The sequence below is a fragment of the Xanthomonas sp. WHRI 6108 genome, assembly GCF_040202385.2.
Lineage (GTDB): Bacteria > Pseudomonadota > Gammaproteobacteria > Xanthomonadales > Xanthomonadaceae > Xanthomonas > Xanthomonas arboricola.
This window is the reverse complement of sequence record NZ_CP168198.1, coordinates 2,253,966-2,268,479: the sequence shown is the minus strand read 5'-3', so window position 1 is coordinate 2,268,479 and position 14,514 is coordinate 2,253,966. Positions and strand designations below refer to the sequence as shown.

The 14,514-nt window shown below is 65.7% G+C and carries 12 protein-coding genes; 7 read left to right on the top strand and 5 right to left on the bottom strand.

Annotated elements, in window-relative coordinates; genetic code table 11:
• Positions 1 to 69 precede the first annotated feature (69 nt).
• The 3 genes from lolA to ABQ039_RS09715 all read right to left on the bottom strand — a co-directional run bounded on the left by lolA (position 70) and on the right by ABQ039_RS09715 (position 5,274).
• Positions 70 to 699 carry an outer membrane lipoprotein chaperone LolA gene (gene lolA / locus ABQ039_RS09725; protein ID WP_016901760.1) on the bottom strand — a complete coding sequence of 210 codons (630 nt, stop codon included), beginning with the start codon at positions 697 to 699 and terminating at the stop codon, positions 70 to 72.
• Between the two features lie 107 nt (positions 700 to 806).
• On the bottom strand, positions 807 to 2,732 hold the full coding sequence (locus tag ABQ039_RS09720; protein WP_184612008.1) for a DUF3857 and transglutaminase domain-containing protein: 1,926 nt from the start codon (positions 2,730 to 2,732) through the stop codon (positions 807 to 809).
• A 184-nt stretch (positions 2,733 to 2,916) separates the two neighbouring features.
• Complete coding sequence (locus ABQ039_RS09715) at positions 2,917 to 5,274, bottom strand: DNA translocase FtsK (protein ID WP_104574548.1); 2,358 nt, start codon at positions 5,272 to 5,274, stop codon at positions 2,917 to 2,919.
• A gap of 283 nt (positions 5,275 to 5,557) precedes the next feature.
• Between ABQ039_RS09715 and trxB the strand changes: the two genes are divergently transcribed.
• From trxB to infA, 4 genes are all read left to right on the top strand, one after another.
• Positions 5,558 to 6,526 carry a thioredoxin-disulfide reductase gene (gene trxB / locus ABQ039_RS09710; RefSeq protein ID WP_016901755.1) on the top strand — a complete coding sequence of 323 codons (969 nt, stop codon included), beginning with the start codon at positions 5,558 to 5,560 and terminating at the stop codon, positions 6,524 to 6,526.
• A gap of 60 nt (positions 6,527 to 6,586) precedes the next feature.
• On the top strand, positions 6,587 to 7,705 hold the full coding sequence (locus ABQ039_RS09705) for a GNAT family N-acetyltransferase (RefSeq protein ID WP_184612010.1): 1,119 nt from the start codon (positions 6,587 to 6,589) through the stop codon (positions 7,703 to 7,705).
• Positions 7,706 to 7,950: 245 nt separating this feature from the next.
• Positions 7,951 to 8,700, top strand: a complete 750-nt coding sequence (gene aat, locus ABQ039_RS09700) for a leucyl/phenylalanyl-tRNA--protein transferase (protein ID WP_184612012.1) — start codon at positions 7,951 to 7,953, stop codon at positions 8,698 to 8,700.
• 80 nt (positions 8,701 to 8,780) lie between these two features.
• On the top strand, positions 8,781 to 8,999 hold the full coding sequence (gene infA, locus ABQ039_RS09695; protein WP_002813418.1) for a translation initiation factor IF-1: 219 nt from the start codon (positions 8,781 to 8,783) through the stop codon (positions 8,997 to 8,999).
• 302 nt (positions 9,000 to 9,301) lie between these two features.
• Here infA and clpA read toward each other — a convergent pair whose 3' ends face one another.
• Positions 9,302 to 11,584, bottom strand: coding sequence for an ATP-dependent Clp protease ATP-binding subunit ClpA (gene clpA / locus ABQ039_RS09690; protein WP_039527343.1), 2,283 nt, complete (start codon positions 11,582 to 11,584; stop codon positions 9,302 to 9,304).
• Positions 11,585 to 11,726: 142 nt separating this feature from the next.
• Positions 11,727 to 12,047: an ATP-dependent Clp protease adapter ClpS gene (gene clpS, locus ABQ039_RS09685; RefSeq protein WP_016901748.1), complete on the bottom strand. Its 321-nt coding sequence runs from the start codon at positions 12,045 to 12,047 to the stop codon at positions 11,727 to 11,729.
• 250 nt (positions 12,048 to 12,297) lie between these two features.
• Here clpS and ABQ039_RS09680 point away from each other — a divergent pair, with 250 nt between their 5' ends.
• From ABQ039_RS09680 to hflD, 3 genes are read left to right on the top strand one after another with little or no spacing between them, the layout of a single operon-like run.
• Positions 12,298 to 12,756 carry an NUDIX hydrolase gene (locus ABQ039_RS09680; protein WP_024940110.1) on the top strand — a complete coding sequence of 153 codons (459 nt, stop codon included), beginning with the start codon at positions 12,298 to 12,300 and terminating at the stop codon, positions 12,754 to 12,756.
• Positions 12,753 to 13,889, top strand: a complete 1,137-nt coding sequence (gene mnmA, locus ABQ039_RS09675; protein ID WP_184612014.1) for a tRNA 2-thiouridine(34) synthase MnmA — start codon at positions 12,753 to 12,755, stop codon at positions 13,887 to 13,889. The genes ABQ039_RS09680 and mnmA overlap by 4 nt, the downstream gene beginning before the upstream one ends.
• A complete protein-coding gene (gene hflD / locus ABQ039_RS09670) occupies positions 13,889 to 14,503 on the top strand; it encodes a high frequency lysogenization protein HflD (protein WP_024940108.1) in 615 nt (204 codons plus the stop codon). The genes mnmA and hflD overlap by 1 nt, the downstream gene beginning before the upstream one ends.
• Positions 14,504 to 14,514 lie beyond the last annotated feature (11 nt).

Below are 14,514 nucleotides of genomic sequence, written 5' to 3'. Positions count from 1 at the left end.
TTGTATCGCGTCAGCCAACGACCTTCTGCGAACACGGCCGTTGGCTGCACGACTGCTGCAAGCAACGGCTTACTGCGCGTCGCCGACCACGTCCACACCCTTGCCCGGCGTGTAGCGGAAGGTGTCGGCCGCGAATGCCGGATTGCGCTTCCAGCCGCTGAAGCTGATCGCAGTGCGCTGGCCGACCGCATCCACCACTTCCATCCTGGCCAGGCCATCCTTGCCGAACCCCAGCGAGGCCATCTGGAAACTGGCTTCGGTGTCGACCTTGGGCGTCAGCGACAGCCATTGCAGTCCGTCACGTGGCGCCGCTTCTTCGCTGACGTCGTATTGCTTGTCCAGGCGCGCCGGGTCGATCAATGCAACCAGTGGGCTGTTCTGTTCTTCGCTGCCCTGCGCACGCACGGTCACCTGCTCCAGGTCCGGGTCGAACACCCACACCTTCTTGCCGTCGGCCACGATCAGCTGCTTGTAGGGCTTGGCGTATTCCCAACGGAACTGGCGCGGCGCCGACAATGCCACCCGCCCGCTCGCGCGTTCCTTGACCCGGCCGTTGGCATCGGAGACCTGCTGACTGAACTGCCCGTCCAGGCCTTTCAGGCCGCGTGTGAACGTGTCCAGCTCCTGGCGCGCACCGGCAAACGCGGTGCCGGCGAACAGGGCGGTGGCGAGAACGGCATAACGGAGCTGGCGATGCATCGCGGTGTTCCAGAAAGGGAATGCGGGAATTCTGATACTTCCTGGATGAATGGGCGAGCGCTATCGCACAAGGCGTTCAGATCGCGGCCGCCGCCAGTCGATTCATCTCACTGCGCCGTCTGTACCTTGGACAGATCGCCATACACGATCTGCCCGCGAAAGCCGCGCCGCACCTGCTGGTAGAGCTCACGAAACGCGCGGTAATCCTGCGGCTGACACAGCGCCTGCGGCCCACGTACTGCCGCGCGTTGCAAGCGATGCACCGCCGTCACCGTCTGGCCCTGGCGCGTCCACTCGACCGCGTACTCGCCAGCAGCGTTGCGAAAGCGGCTGCTGCGCGGAATCGCGATGATCGGCACCGTCGCCGGGAAGCTCACCACATAGGTTTCTTCGCGCACGCTGTCGTTGCAGTAGAACGGGGTCAGGTTGTCGTCGGCCGAGGTGGTCGTATAGATGCCTCGGGTGGATTCGGCACCGGGCATATCGGGCAAGGTCATGCCGCCGACCACCGAAAAATCCACCGCATCCTCGGCCTGGAAGGAGTAGCGATAGTTGAACGGCGCATCCAGATCCAGCGGGTCGCCCTGGATCAACAGATCGCCGGTGCCGTCGAAGCCGGACTGCGCAATGATCGACTCCTCGATGCGATTGCGGTTCTGCGCATTGAGCTGCACGAACATCGCACGCAGCCCCACCTCGCCGGTCTGTCCGCTGTCGAGCGTGGTCAGGCCGTGCAGCCCGCCCTGCGGGGTAAAGCGGTACTCGGTACGCGCGACGTAGCGGTTGACCTTGCGGTCGTTGGGCGGGGTATGCGTGACCTTGCCGTCCAGCGTATGCACCACCGGCGCCCCGAGGTCGCCGGCCGGCAATTGGCCGAAGCGCGCGTACGGATTGGTCGAATCGACATACAGATCGAACGCCGGGATGTAGGTGATGGCGTGATTGAAGCGGCCGAGCACCGGAATTGGCGGCAGCGTCGGCCCGCCTTCGGCACCGATCAGCACAGGTGTGCTGGCAATGCCCTTGGCCGCCAGCAAGGCTTCCAGGATCACGGTGTGGTCCTTGCAGTCGCCATAGTGGTTGGCCAGGATGCTGTCGGCGCTGTTGGGCTCCAGCCCGCCGTTGCCCAGGTATACCGCCACGTAGCGGATATTGCGCGCCACCCACGCGTACAGCGCAGCGGCCTGCGCCCGCGGCGCGTCGATGCCGCGGGTCACCGCGTCGGCCAGCGACTGGATCGCCGGCGTCACCGCGGCGGCGCGGCCACCCTTGACGTGATAGGCCAGGCCCATCTGCGCCCAGCTGTCGAAGGTGCTGGCCATCAAGGTGGGGCTGAACTCCCAGGTCGCCGCGCTCCAGTTCTGGTTCTTCATCGGCGTGGTGCGCTGATAGCGCCACTCCCAGCGCGCCTGATCGCCACGCACCACCGGCCTGGTCCCGCCCTGCAAGCCGCGCACCGACAAATGCATCGGCAATGCCTTCGGTGCCACCAGCGTGACCACCGCATCGTCGTATTGCGCGAACACGCTGAAGGTCTCCCACAGACTGAAGTAGCCGGGGAAGTACGGGGTGTTCTGCGCACGCCGCACGCGATAGACGATGCGCGCGCCCGGGGCCAGATTCGGGAACACCACCACCTTGACCTTGCGGTCGGCATACATCGCCGCCGCCGCGCTGGAGTAGCTTTCCTGGGTGTAGATCTTGTCGGGCGCCACATCCTGGCGCAGCCCTTCGGCGGTGACGGTGTAGGCCTGCAGCACCTCCAGGGTTTCCATCTTCTCGCTATAGCTCAGCCGCACCTGGCTGAACTGTTCCACCGCCGACTTGGTCTTGAGCAGGATCTCGTACTCGTCGGTTTCCACGCTGCTGGCATCGGCACGCACTTCGTAGTCGGCGCGATAGCGCACGAAGCTGTAGTTGGTGTCGGCCTGCATGCGCGCCGCAGCGGCAGCAGGCGCGGCCTGTTGCTCGGCCTGGGCCAGCAATGGCAGTGAGATCAGCAGCAGCAACAGCAACACGGAACGACGCAGCATGGGTCTTGATCGCGGCGGGCCGGAGCGGCCCTCGTGCAACAGGGTAGCCGGTGCGTGCCGCAGCGTCAGGCACCGGCCTCCAACATTGCCGCATCCATGCGCATGTGCATACGCGCGCACACTCCGCATCAGCAGGGAACGCGGCGTCGACCAGGCCGATACGCGCCGCGTCGCCGGCCGCCGATTACTTGGGCGGCGGCGGTGCCAGCACGGTGCGATCGCCATTGTGCTCGGGCGGGCTGACCACGCCGGCCGCTTCCATCGCTTCGATCAGGCGTGCGGCGCGGTTGTAGCCGATCTTCAAGCGCCGCTGCACGCCGGAGATCGAGGCACGCCGGGTTTCGGTGACGATGCGCAAGGCTTCGTCGTACAGGGGGTCTGACTCGTCGCCGCCACCGCCGCTGCTTTCCGGCAAACCGGTCGCACCGACCACGGTGCCATCGCCCATGGTCTGAACCTCGTCCAGCACGCCCTCGACGTAGGACACCGGCCCGCTGGCCTTGAGATGCTCGACCACCCGATGCACTTCCTCGTCGCTGACGAAGGCACCATGCACGCGGTCCGGCAGCGCAGTGCCGGGCGGCAGATACAGCATGTCGCCATTGCCCAGCAGCGCTTCGGCGCCGGACTGATCCAGGATGGTGCGCGAGTCGATCTTGGAGCTGACCTGGAACGCCACGCGGGTCGGGATATTGGCCTTGATCAGGCCGGTGATCACGTCCACCGACGGCCGCTGCGTGGCCAGGATCAGATGGATACCGGCCGCACGCGCCTTCTGCGCCAGGCGCGCGATCAACTCTTCGACCTTCTTGCCGACGATCATCATCATGTCGGCGAATTCGTCGATGAAGATCACGATGAACGGCAGCGTCTCCAGCGGCCGCGGCGCCTCACCCAGCTCGGGGTTGGGCTTGAACAACGGGTCCATCATCGGCTGGCCGGCGTCGATGGCGTCCTTGATCTTCTTGTTGAAGCCGGCCAGGTTGCGCACGCCCACCGCGCTCATCAGCTTGTAGCGGCGCTCCATCTCGGCCACGCACCAACGCAGGCCGTTGGCGGCCTCCTTCATGTCGGTGACCACCGGCGCCAGCAGATGCGGGATGCCCTGATAGACGCTCAATTCGAGCATCTTCGGGTCGATCATCAGCATGCGCAGTTCCTTGTGCGAGGCCTTGAACAGCAGGCTCAGTACCATCGCGTTGACCGCCACCGACTTGCCCGAGCCGGTGGTACCGGCCACCAGCAAGTGCGGCATGCGCGCCAGGTCGGCCACCGTCGGGCGCCCGGCGATGTCCTTGCCCAGGGCCAGGGTCAGCGGGCTGGCCGACTTGTCGTATTCCTTGGAGCGCAGCAGCTCGGACAGGAAGATCATCTCGCGGCTGACGTTGGGGATCTCCAGGCCGATCACCGACTTGCCCGGGATCACGTCGACCACGCGCACTGACTTGACCGACAGCCCGCGCGCGATGTCCTTGTCCAGCGAGCTGATCTGGCTGACCTTGATGCCCGGTGCCGGCTCGATCTCGAAGCGGGTGATCACCGGGCCCGGATAGGCCCCGACCACCTGCGCCTCGATGCGGAAATCCTTGAGCTTGAACTCGATCTGCCGCGACAGCGTCTCCAGCGTCTCTTCCGAATAGCCCTTGGCCTGCGGCTTGGGGTCGTCCAGCAGGGCCAGCGGCGGCAGGTCGGAGCCGTCGGTGCTCACGCCCTGGAACATCGGGATCTGGGTATCGCGCTTGGCGCGCTCGCTCTTTTCCACCACCGGTGCCGGCGGCGGCTCGATCTTGACCGGCTCGCGCTTGGCCTGCTTGACCGCATCGACCTTGCGCACTTCCTCGCGCTCTTCGCGCATCACACGGGTCTGCTGCCACTCGGTGGCCTGGTGGGTTTTGCGCTGCATCAGCGGCCCCAGCGCCAGCACCCAGGTGCCGATGCGCTCCATCACCGCAAACCACGACAGGCCGGTGGCCAGGGTGATCGACACCAGCAGCAGCACCAGCACGAACAGGTTCGCGCCCAAGGCCCCGAACCCGGCGCTCAGCGAATTGCTAACCAACCGCCCCAGGATCCCGCCAGCGGCGGCCACGTCGCCGCTGAACAGGCGCAGATGCAGGAAGCCGGTCGAAGCGATCAGGAAACCCACCATGCCGACCAGCCGCAATGCCGGCCCCAGGTCGGCCTCGGCCTGTCCTTCCTTGTCCATGCCGAACAAGGCGATCCAGGCCACCGCGCCCAGCACCACCGGCAGCAGGAAGGCCACATAACCGAACAGCTGCAGCAGCACGTCGGCCGTCCAGGCACCGACGCGGCCGCCCATGTTGTGCACCGGCGCGACCACGCTGCCGGTCTGCGACCAGCCCGGATCGGCGCTCGAATAGGTGAACAGGCTGGCCAGCAGATACAGCAGCAGCGGCGCCACCGCGATCAATGCCAGATCGCGCCAGAGCTTTTGCCGACGCGGATTGTCCGCCGCCGCTGTCTTGCGCGAGGACGTCTTGCCCTCAGCGGGCTTGCTGCGTTCGGGAACCTGCTTTGCCACCTGTAGCCAGACCTTAGAAAAATGCTGTTAGTGGTTGATAATAAACGACTGAGGCCACGGTTTCAGCTGTTGCATGCGCATCGCCTGCCCAGGCATGCGATGGTCAACAAAAAACGCCGCACGGGGCGGCGTTGATTACGCGTACTGGGTGGACCATGCCATCTGCGGTTCAAGCAGTTCCATCGCGCCGCCTTGATTCACCGGGTGGGGACCGCCACTCTATGCCGCCACAGGGGCGCGAATTCACCCGCCTGCCCTGCCAATTCCTAGATCGCGAGTATACATGAGCGCCTCTTCTGCCAGTCCCGCCAAGCATTCCCGTCTGCTGATCCTGGGCTCCGGCCCGGCCGGCTGGACCGCCGCGGTCTACGCCGCCCGCGCCAACCTCAAGCCGGTGGTGATCACCGGCCTGCAGCAAGGCGGCCAGCTGATGACCACTACCGAAGTCGACAACTGGCCGGGCGACCCCCACGGCCTGATGGGCCCGGACCTGATGAGCCGCATGCAGGCGCATGCCGAGCGCTTCGAGACCGAGGTGATCTTCGACCACATCCACACCGCCGACCTGTCGCAGCGCCCGTTCCGTCTGACCGGCGACGGTGCCGAATACACCTGCGACGCACTGATCATCTCCACCGGCGCCACCGCCAAGTACCTGGGCATCCCCAGTGAGGAAGCCTTCAAGGGCCGCGGCGTGTCCGCCTGCGCCACCTGCGACGGCTTCTTCTACAAGGACCAGGACGTGGTGGTGGTCGGCGGCGGCAATACCGCGGTCGAAGAAGCGCTGTACCTGTCCAACATCGCCCGCAAGGTCTACCTGGTGCATCGCCGCGACACGCTGCGCGCCGAAAAGATCATGCAGGACAAGCTGTTCGCCAAAGTCGCCGCCGGCAAGATCGAAACCGTCTGGCACCACGCCATCGATGAAGTACTGGGCAACGATGCCGGCGTCACCGGCGTGCGGGTCAAGTCCACCCTCGACGGCAGCACCCGCGAGATCGTCGCGCACGGCTTCTTCGTTGCCATCGGCCATCATCCCAACACGCAACTGTTCGACGGCCAGCTGGCGATGAACAACGGCTACCTGGAAATCCGCTCCGGCCTCAACGGCGCGGCGACCGAGACCTCGGTGGCCGGTGTGTTCGCCGCCGGCGACGTCGCCGACCAGCACTACCGCCAGGCGATCACCTCGGCCGGCTTCGGCTGCATGGCCGCGCTGGATGCCGAGCGCTACCTCGACAAGAGCGCCTGAGGTGGCTGCTGACCGCCGGCCGCGCCGCGCGGGCAGCGCCGAAACCAGCGGACCGTGCGCATGAGCGTCACCGCCCGCTGGTGCCGCCGGCTGGACGAGCTTCCGGCCGGTGCATGGGACGCGCTGCATGACGGCGCGCACCCATTCATTTCTTACGCGTTCCTGGAAGGCCTGGAGCAGGAGGGCTGCCTGCGCCCGGACTGGGGCTGGAACCCGCTGCACCTGACACTATGGGATGGCGACACGCTGGTCGCCGCCGCGCCGGGGTACCTGAAGAACAACTCGCATGGCGAGTTCGTGTTCGACCACGCCTGGGCGCACGCCTATGCGCGCTACGGTCAGGAGTACTTCCCCAAGTGGCTGTGCGGGGTGCCCTACTCGCCGGTGACCGGACCGCGCCTGCTGGGCGCAGCGCGCTGGCGCCCGCAGTTGCTCGCGGCGATGCGCACGCTGGTGGAGCGCAGCGGGCTGTCGTCGGCGCACGTCAACTTCCATCCGGCCGACGAAGACAGCGCCTTCGACGCCGACTGGCTGGAGCGCAACGATCTGCAGTACCACTGGCACAACGCCAGCGGCTGGAGCGATTTCGAAAGCTTCCTGGCGGCGATGGACCACAAACGGCGCAAAAACATCCGCCAGGAGCGCGCCAAGGTGCAGCGAGCCGGCGTGCAGTTGCGCGTGGTGCATGGCGATGAAGCCAGCGACGCCGACCTGGAAGCGATGTACGGCTTCTATCTCAAGACCTTCAACGAATACGGCAACTCGCCCGCGCTGACGCCGGAATTCCTGCATCACCTGGCCCGGCACCTGCCGCGCCAGCTGGTAATGTTTCTGGCCGAGCTGGACGGGAAACCGATCGCCGGCGCGCTCTGTCTGCGCGGGCGCGACACGCTGTACGGGCGTTACTGGGGCGGTGAAGCCCTTCCGGGGCTGCATTTTGAAACCTGCTACTACCAGGGCATCGAATACTGTCTGCGCGAGGGCCTGGCCCGCTTCGAGCCCGGCGCGCAAGGCGAGCACAAGATCGCGCGCGGCTTTCTGCCGACCCTGGTCCGCAGCCGCCACTGGATCGCCGACACCGGCTTCCGCGAGCCGCTGGCGCAATGGTGTGCCGACGAGCGCCAGGCGGTGGCCCGGCATGCACGCGAGCTGTCCGAGCACAGCCCGTTTCGCGACTGAGCCGCGCGGCGGCGACGTAGCGCGCAGTCGCCGCTGATCGCCGGCCGGGCGTATTGGGGACGTCGGAGCAAGGCGGCCAATCCACCCAGAGAACATTCGTCTGGCGAGTGCGAACTACGCGCCCAGCATCGCGGTGCTTGCGGACGCATGCCGCAACGCGTGTCGACCACACCCGCTGACCGTCGCATGCCGGCGATGGTCGTCGCACTGGGTGCAGCATGTACGACACGCTCTACACTGCGCGCATGTCCCGCGCCCTTCCCTACCTGCTGGCGGCCGATCCGGCCGCCCCGTTTCCTCCGGCCGAGTCCGCGTTGCGCGAGCCGGACGGCCTGCTCGCCATCGGCGGCGATCTGTCGCCGCAGCGCCTGCTCAACGCCTATGCCAGTGGCGTGTTTCCGTGGTTCTCGGAAGGCCAGCCGATTCTGTGGTGGAGCCCGGACCCACGCACGGTGTTTCGCACCGATGGCGTGCGCCTGTCCTCGCGTTTCCGTCGCCAGCTGCGCAGCAGCCCCTGGATCGTGCGCGCCGATACCGCCTTCGCGCAGGTGATCGATGCCTGCGCGTCGATTCCGCGTGCCGGCCAGGATGGCACCTGGATCACCACGCCGATGCAGCAGGCCTACATCGAACTGCATCGGCTGGGCCACGCGCATTCGCTGGAAGTATTCGATGGCACGCGCCTGGTCGGCGGCATCTACGGCGTGGCGGTCGGCCGGATGTTCTTCGGCGAGAGCATGTTCAGTGCCGACAGCGGCGGCTCCAAGGTGGCGCTGGCGGCACTGGCCGCGCACCTGCACTCCCGCGGGTGGCCGTTGCTCGATGCGCAGGTGGAAAATCCGCACCTGATGCGCCTGGGTGCGCAACGCCTGACACGTGCAGAGTTCCTGCAGCAGGTGCGGCTGCAGGTCGGCCAGGCGGCGGCACCCGGCAGTTGGTCCGAGCGCTACGGCGAGCGGCCTGCCAGCGCGCTTGCTGAAGTCCGCTTAACATAAAATTTGCACCGCGGGGAGATGGGGCGTAAAATGCCGTCCCTTACGGCCCTTCCGGGCCAGCCGTGATTGCACAGGATTACATGTCGAAAGACGACTCCATTGAATTCGAAGGCAGCGTCAGCGAGACGCTCCCCAACACCACGTTCCGGGTCAAGCTGGAAAACGGGCATGAAATCATCGCCCACATCTCCGGCCGCATGCGCAAGAACTACATCCGCATCCTGACCGGCGACCGGGTCAAAGTTGAGATGACTCCCTACGACCTGACCAAGGGTCGTATTACCTACCGCATGAAGTAAGCGGTTCTGGTGTGAGACGCGAGGCGGCCAATGGCCGCTTTTTGTCGTGCCCGAGATTTGCGTATCGGGTTGGCAGCGGTGATTCGGCAGTGTCGGCTTGCTTCTGTCTTCGCTTGCCTTGCCTCCGGCGCTTGCGCCTCGATCGCTACCCTGCCCAAGCTCCGGAAGCGCGCTGTCGTTGCTCCTCGCGAGCCGCGATCGCCGCCCGGTTTCTACGCGCCCCTCACTCGGGCCACAAGTTCTGAGGGCATAAAAAAAACCGCTCTTTCGAGCGGTTCTTTCGTTTCAGGACCGCAAGGCGGTCAGTCGACCGTTGCCGGCAGCAGACGCTCCGGTTCCGGGTGCGCTTCCACCACCAGTTCGCCATCCTTGACGTCGATACTGACCCGACCGCCTTCCACCAGCTTGCCGAACAACAGTTCGTCGGCCAGCGGACGCTTGATCTTCTCCTGAATCACACGCGACATCGGGCGCGCGCCCATCAACGGATCGAAGCCGTGCTGGGCCAGCCAGTCGCGCGCAGTCGGGGTGGCCGACAGCGAGACATGCTTTTCCTGCAACAGCATTTCCAGCTCGATGATGAACTTGTCCACCACCCGCAGGATGTGATCGAAGCCCAGCGGCTGGAACTGCACGATCGCATCCAGGCGGTTGCGGAACTCGGGCGTGAAGCCGCGGCGGATCGACTCCATCGCATCGGTGGAGTGATCCTGCTTGGTGAAGCCGATCGACCGCCGCGAGGCCTGGGTGGCGCCGGCATTGGTCGTCATCACCAGGATCACGTTCTTGAAGTTCGCCTCGCGCCCGTTGGTGTCGGTCAGGATGCCGCGATCCATGACCTGCAACAGGATGTTGAAGATGTCCGGATGCGCCTTCTCCACCTCGTCCAGCAGCAGCACGCAGTGCGGCGTCTTGACGATTTTCTCGGTCAACAGACCGCCTTGATCGAAGCCCACATAACCTGGAGGCGCACCGATCAGGCGGCTGATCGAATGCGCCTCCATGTACTCGGACATGTCGAAGCGCACCAGTTCGATCCCGAGCTGCAGCGCAAGCTGCTTGGTGACCTCGGTCTTGCCGACGCCGGTAGGGCCGGCAAACAGGAAGTTGCCGATCGGCTTTTCCGGATTGGCCAGGCCCGAGCGCGCCAGCTTGATCGAACCGGCCAGCGTCTCGATCGCCGGGTTCTGCCCGAAGATCACCATCTTCAGGTTGCGCTCCAGATGCTGCAGCACGTCCTTGTCGGTCGCGCTGACCTGCTTGGCCGGAATCCGCGCCATCTTGGCGACGATGGTCTCGATCTCCTCGATATCGATCAGTTCCTTGCGCTTGCCTTCCGGCAGCAGACGCTGACGCGCACCGGCCTCGTCGATCACATCGATCGCCTTGTCCGGCAGCAGGCGGTCGCCGATGTGCTTGACCGACAGGTCTACGGCCGCCTGCAGCGCGTCATCGGCATAGGTCACGCCGTGATGCGCCTCGTACTTGGGCTTGAGGCCCTGCAGGATTTCGAAGGTCTCGCCCACGGTCGGCTCGACGATGTCGATCTTCTGGAAGCGACGTGCCAGTGCACGGTCCTTTTCGAAGATGCCGCGGTATTCCTGGAACGTGGTCGAGCCGATGCAGCGCAGCTCGCCCGACGACAGCGCCGGCTTGATCAGATTGGACGCATCCATGGTGCCACCCGACGCCGACCCGGCACCGATGATGGTATGGATCTCGTCGATGAACAGCACCGCGTTGGGCACCTTCTTCAGCGCCGCCAGCACGCCCTTGAGGCGCTTTTCGAAGTCGCCGCGGTACTTGGTGCCGGCCACCAGCGCGCCCAGGTCCAGCGAGAAGATCACTGCATCGGCCAGTACCTCCGGCACGTCGTTGTCGACGATGCGCTTGGCCAGACCTTCGGCGATCGCGGTCTTGCCCACGCCGGCCTCGCCCACGTAGAGCGGGTTGTTCTTGCGGCGGCGGCACAGCACCTGGATGGTGCGCTCGATTTCGTCGCCACGGCCGACCAACGGGTCGATCTTGCCGTTGCGGGCCTGCTCGTTAAGATTGGTGGCGAACTCGGCCAGCGCATCGCCTTTGGCCTCGCCCTCCCCGCCCTCGCTCTTGGGTTCGCCATCGGAGGCGGACGGCTGCTCGCCGTCTTCACCCAGCTTGGCGATGCCGTGGGAGAGGTAATTGACGATATCCAGACGGGTGATGTCCTGCTGGTTCAGGAAGTACACCGCGTGCGAATCCTTCTCACCGAAGATCGCGACCAGCACGTTGGCGCCGGTGACTTCCTTCTTGCCCGAGGATTGCACGTGATAGACCGCACGCTGCAGCACACGCTGGAAGCCCAGGGTGGGCTGGGTGTCGCGGCCATCGTCTTCGGCCAGGCGCGAGACCGAGGCCTCGATCGCCTGCTCCAGATCGTTGTGCAAACGCACCTGGTCGGCGCCGCAAGCCTTGAGGACGGCCTGGGCGGACGGGTTGTCCAGCAGCGAGAGCAGCAGGTGCTCGACGGTCATGAACTCATGACGCGCCTCGCGTGCTCGCTTGTAGCACTGGCCGATGGTTTGCTCTAGGTCTTTGCTGAACATTGGTAACTCCGAACGGCTGTTGCCAACAATATGCGGCTTTTGTTGGGATTTACCACAACCCTATCGGATAGGCATGTTCAGACGGCGTTAGCATGTGATTGCAGCCACAGTGTTGCGCTGCTGGAATGATCGGATTGACGCCTCAGGTCTGTTCCATCGTGCACAGCAGCGGGTGCTGGTTCATGCGCGAAAATTCATTGACCTGCGCCACCTTGGACTCGGCAACTTCGCGGCTGTAGACCCCGCAGACGCCGCGTCCACGGGTGTGGACATGCAGCATGACCTGCGTGGCCCGCTCCAGATCGAGGTTGAAAAACTGCTGCAGCACCGTCACCACGAAGTCCATCGGGGTGTAGTCGTCGTTCAGCAAAAGCACCTGATAACGCGGCGGTGGCGCCACTTCAGGCTTGCTGGCTTCGACGGTGAGGCCGTGATCGTGTTCGTGTGAGGTCTTACGAGGCATCCGGGCATTATACGGTTCATCGCCGCACGCATTGGACGATTTACGCCGCGCCCCGCACAATTTGTCTCCGATTCCATGGCTGGCCCTTGATGACCGATTCCCTGACCGCGCGGTTGCTGGCGCCGTCGTTCACTGCCGACTTGTCCAGCTCCGTGCACCTTGCCGGGTCGCAGCGCCGCTTGACCCGGCTTCAAACCGTACGGTTCGCCGCCAGCGCGAGCGCGGCCCCAATCACGCAGGACCCGCAGCGATGAGTGCTTCCGACCAACGTTGGCATCCGGATGTCACCGTGGCCACCGTGGTGGTGCGCGACGGGCGCTTCCTGCAGGTGGAAGAGACCATTGGCGGCAAGCTGTTGTTGAACCAGCCTGCCGGGCATCTGGAACCGGACGAGAGCCTGCTCGATGCGGCGGTGCGCGAGACGCTGGAAGAGACCGGCTGGGATGTCCGCCTGACCCACTTCATCGGCACCTACCAATGGGTCGCCCCGACTGGCCAATGCTTCCTGCGGTTTGCGTTTGTCGCCGAGGCCGTGACCCACCATCCCGAGCGCAGCCTGGATACCGGCGTGGTGCGCGCGTTGTGGATGACGCCGGACGAATTGCGCAGCGCGAGCGAGCGCCTGCGCAGCCCGCTGGTGTGGGAGGTGGTGGCCGACTATCTGGCCGGCCAGCGCCATCCCCTGGCCTTGGTGCGGCACGTCGCATGAGTACGCCGCGGATCGTTGTCGGTGTCTCCGGCGGTGTGGATTCGTCGGTGGCGGCCTGGCGGCTGGCCCAGCAGGGCGAGTCGATCGCAGGGCTGTTCATGCAGAACTGGGCCGACGACGGCAGCGGCGATTGCCGCGCCGAGGACGACCGCCGCGATGCGGTGGCGGTATGCGGGGTGCTGGGCATCCCGTTCCACTTCCGCGATTTTTCCGGCGAATACTGGAGCGGCGTGTTCGAACACTTCCTGGCCGAATACGCGGCCGGGCGCACGCCGAACCCGGACGTGCTGTGCAACCGCGAGGTCAAGTTCAAGCATTTTCTGGAGGCGGCCCAGGCGCTGGGCGCCGAGCGCATCGCCACTGGCCACTACGCGCGGGTGGCGCACAGCGGCGGGCACTGGCGCCTGCTGCGCGGCGCCGACCGCAGCAAGGACCAGAGCTATTTCCTGCATCAGCTGGGCCATACCCAGCTGGCCGCGACGCTGTTTCCGATCGGCGATATGGAAAAAAGCACGCTGCGCCGGGTCGCCCAGGACGCCGGTCTGCCGACCCATGCCAAGAAGGATTCCACCGGCATCTGCTTCATCGGCGAACGCGATTTCCGCGAGTTTCTGGGCCGTTACCTGCCCGCGCGCAGCGGCGAGATCCGCGACCCCCAGGGGCAGCGCATCGCCGAGCATCCGGGGGTGTTCTATTTCACCCTCGGTCAGCGCGAAGGCCTGAACATCGGTGGCGTGCGTGGGCGTGCCGCCGCGCCGTGGTACGTGGTCGGCAAGGATGTAGCGAGCAACGTGCTGTATGTGGACCAGGACCGCGACAGCCCGCTGCTGCAATCGCGTTGGCTGCAGTCCGAGCAGGCCCATTGGGTCACCGGGGCGCCGCCGGCGCGCAGCTTCGGCTGCACCGCACAGACACGTTACCGGCAGCCCGACGAGCCGTGCACGGTGGAGGTGCAGGACGATGGCAGCGTGCAGGTGCGTTTCGAGCGGCCGCAGCGGGCGGTGACGCCCGGGCAGTCGCTGGTGTTGTACGACGGCGAGGAATGCCTGGGTGGCGCAGTCATTGCCGCCACCGATGCGCCGCTGGAACGCCAACTGGCGGGATCTTCTTTTTCACCTGAGGTAGTGGCTTGATGAGTTCTTCCATGGATCACCGCGTGCTGGCGCTTGCTGGCGTCGCCCAGGCCCTGCAACAGGTGCGGCGGATCGCCGAGACCGGGCATTCGGAGGCTGCGACGGTGCGTACCGCCATGGACAGCGTGTTCCGGGTGGATGCGTCCTCGCCGGAGGCCGTGTACGGCTCGCCAGCGGACCTGGCGCCAGGGCTGCGGCTGCTGCACAACTATTTCCACAACCAGGGCCAGGACGAGGTCCTGCCACGGCTGGCGCTGGCAGTGCTGCAGTTGGAGCGCCGCTTCGTGCGCGACACCGCCACCGTGGCCACGGTCTCCAATGGCATCGAGGCAGCGGCGCGGCAGGCGCACAGCCTGGGCGACAGCGGCCACCCTGACGTGCTGAGTTCGCTGGGCGGGCTGTATGCGCAGACCATCAGCCACCTGCGCCCCAAGGTCATGGTGCAGGGCAATCCGCATTACCTGGGGCAGGCCGGCGTGGTTGCGGAAATCCGCGCGCTGCTGCTGGCCGCGGTCCGCTCGGCCGTGTTGTGGCGGCAGATGGGTGGCAGCCTGTGGGATTTCCTGTTTGCCAAGCGCGCAATGATTGAGGCGGTGGACCGCGCGCTGCGCTAAACCACTGACGA

Coding starts and splice junctions, on each gene's coding strand:
- ABQ039_RS09720 (WP_184612008.1), bottom strand. CDS start 2,732: ATGCTGCGTCGTTCCGTGTTGCTGTTGCTGCTGCTGATCTCACTGCCA.
- infA (WP_002813418.1), top strand. CDS start 8,781: ATGTCGAAAGACGACTCCATTGAATTCGAAGGCAGCGTCAGCGAGACG.
- lolA (WP_016901760.1), bottom strand. CDS start 699: ATGCATCGCCAGCTCCGTTATGCCGTTCTCGCCACCGCCCTGTTCGCC.
- aat (WP_184612012.1), top strand. CDS start 7,951: ATGTCCCGCGCCCTTCCCTACCTGCTGGCGGCCGATCCGGCCGCCCCG.
- ABQ039_RS09680 (WP_024940110.1), top strand. CDS start 12,298: ATGAGTGCTTCCGACCAACGTTGGCATCCGGATGTCACCGTGGCCACC.
- mnmA (WP_184612014.1), top strand. CDS start 12,753: ATGAGTACGCCGCGGATCGTTGTCGGTGTCTCCGGCGGTGTGGATTCG.
- hflD (WP_024940108.1), top strand. CDS start 13,889: ATGAGTTCTTCCATGGATCACCGCGTGCTGGCGCTTGCTGGCGTCGCC.
- ABQ039_RS09705 (WP_184612010.1), top strand. CDS start 6,587: ATGAGCGTCACCGCCCGCTGGTGCCGCCGGCTGGACGAGCTTCCGGCC.
- clpA (WP_039527343.1), bottom strand. CDS start 11,584: ATGTTCAGCAAAGACCTAGAGCAAACCATCGGCCAGTGCTACAAGCGA.
- clpS (WP_016901748.1), bottom strand. CDS start 12,047: ATGCCTCGTAAGACCTCACACGAACACGATCACGGCCTCACCGTCGAA.
- trxB (WP_016901755.1), top strand. CDS start 5,558: ATGAGCGCCTCTTCTGCCAGTCCCGCCAAGCATTCCCGTCTGCTGATC.